At 60.2% G+C, this 2,132-nt stretch carries 3 protein-coding genes; 1 reads left to right on the forward strand and 2 read right to left on the reverse strand.

Going from position 1 to position 2,132, the window contains the following annotated elements:
* Positions 1-267, forward strand: a 267-nt coding sequence (locus tag AC1DX0_RS35010; protein WP_477358987.1) for an ABC transporter substrate-binding protein, incomplete at its 5' end; no start/stop codon positions are given.
* Between the two features lie 102 nt (positions 268-369).
* Here the strand turns inward: AC1DX0_RS35010 and AC1DX0_RS35015 are convergent.
* Together AC1DX0_RS35015 and AC1DX0_RS35020 are read right to left on the reverse strand one after the other, a co-directional pair.
* Complete coding sequence (locus tag AC1DX0_RS35015; protein WP_477224163.1) at positions 370-786, reverse strand: nuclear transport factor 2 family protein; 417 nt, start codon at positions 784-786, stop codon at positions 370-372.
* The coding region (locus AC1DX0_RS35020; protein ID WP_477358990.1) for an aspartate aminotransferase family protein at positions 783-2,132 on the reverse strand (1,350 nt) is incomplete at its 5' end. The genes AC1DX0_RS35020 and AC1DX0_RS35015, both read right to left, overlap by 4 nt.

The following is a 2,132-nucleotide window of genomic DNA, read 5'->3' on the forward strand; positions in this document are numbered from 1 at the left end:
ATGTATGTCTATCCAGGCTATGTCATGATCGACGTCTGGGCAAAGGCCGTTGAACGCGCCAAGAGCATCGACGCCGATGCCGTTGTCGCGGAACTCGAAAAAATGAAGAACGAGCCGACCCTCTTTGGTCCCCGCACCTTCACCTCCGAACTGCACCACCAGAACCAGACCAAATACCTGATCGCCGACACCGAGAAAGGCAAGCCATCGATCGTCGACAGCTGGACGATCTCCGAACCGATCCCGCTTGACGCGCTCTTGAAGTAGTGGTGGCGGCCGGCTCGGTCCGGCCGTTCTTCCCATCCGGCAAAGCAAAAAAACCCGGCCAGCATGATGCGGGCCGGGTTCGATTTATCAGCCGATGACCTTTTACGTCCGGGCCTTGCGATAGGAATCCTTGAGCGCAATCCGCGCGCCTGAAAAAACGAAAATGTCGCAGCCGTCGACCTCTATCTTGTCTCCCGCCGCACTTGTTCCCGTGAAGCGCCAGGAAGACAGTCCGGTATCTCCGCTGACCACATGGCTGCCATTCGACCAGGCAGCATCCGGAAAGGTTGAAAAGATAGCGGCATAGGCAGCGCGCACGGCTTCCCGTCCAATGTGACGGCGACCGCTCGGTTCGGGTCCAGCCGAGCCATGGAAGGCGCAATCCTGCGCCATGCAGGCCATCAAGCCGTCGAGGTCGTGGGCGTTCCACGCCGCCATGAACTGGCCAAGAAGCGCGGACCGCTGAGCCGGAAGATCGCCGCCGGTCATGCCGGTTTGGTTAGCATGTTCGCCGGTCATTCCAGCCCCTCCTTCGCGACAGCACCGGTTAGCCGGTCCAGCGATCTCGACATGCGGGTCATGATTTCCGCAATGTCCTCTGCCGTCACGATCATCGGCGGGCAAAGCGCAAGCTGGTCGCCGATATTGCGGAAGATGAGACCTTCTTCGTGACCGATGACCGACGCTATCGCGCCCGCGCGGCCTACTTTTGCAAAAGGCCGCTTGGTCGCCTTGTCGGCAACCAGCTCGACCGCCCCGATCAGGCCGGTGCCGCGAGCCTCCCCGACAAGGGGATGATCGGCAAACGAGCGAATACCCGCCTGGAAGGCCGCTTCCATCCGGGCCGCATTGCCCATCAAATCGCGTTCCTCGATGATGGCGAGATTCTCCAGCGCAACGGCCGTCGCGACCGGATGACCCGACGCCGTGAAGCCGTGGCCGAAATTGCCGATCGTGGCGGTGTTGTCGGCAATCGCATGATAGATCGCATCGGAGAAAATGACGGCGGCAAGCGGCATGTAAGACGACGTGATTTGCTTGGAGACCGTCATGATATCAGGCGTGAAGCCGTATTTCTGAGCGCCGAAGGGCGTTCCAAGACGGCCAAAACCGCAGATCACTTCATCTGCTATCAAAATGATATCATTTGCCCGGCAGATTTTCTCCACGCCTTCCCAGTAGCCGACCGGCGGTGGCAGAACGCCGCCAGCTGCCATAAGCGGTTCTCCTATGAAGGCTGCGATCGTATCAGCCCCTTCTTCCGCAATCACCGCTTCCAGCTCGGCAAGCAAACGCGCCGTGAAGGCCGCTTCGTCTTCTCCTTCCATGCCGAAACGATAGAAGTGCGGGCAGGTCAGGTGGCGAACGGGAATCGCCGGCAGGTCGAAGTCGCGATGGTTGATCGGCAGGCCCGTCAGGCTGCCGGAGGCGACGGTGATGCCGTGATAGCCCTTGGTCCGTGCCAGGAATTTCTTCTTCTTGGGCCGGCCCAGCGCATTGTTCATGAACCACATCATCTTGACGATGGTGTCGTTGGCCTCCGAACCCGACGACGTGAAGAACACACGCGTCAGGTTTTGCGGCGTCATCTCCACCAGCTTCTCCGCGAGCCGGATGGACGGCTCATGCGCCTTGGAGGAGAAGGTGTGGTAGTAGGGCAGCTTCAGCATTTGCTGATAGGCAGCGTCGGCCAACCGCTTTTCCGAAAAGCCGACGCCCACCGACCACAGCCCGGCGAGCCCTTCGATATATTCCTTGCCACGTTCGTCATACACACGGATGCCGTCGCCGCGGCTGATGATCAGCGGCCCGGTTTGTTCGTGCTGACGCAGGTTGGTGTAGGGGTGCATGGTGGTGGCGATGTC

This window comes from Mesorhizobium sp. P3_A9, from assembly GCF_056402975.1.

Coding starts and splice junctions, on each gene's coding strand:
- AC1DX0_RS35015 (WP_477224163.1), bottom strand. CDS start 786: ATGACCGGCGAACATGCTAACCAAACCGGCATGACCGGCGGCGATCTT.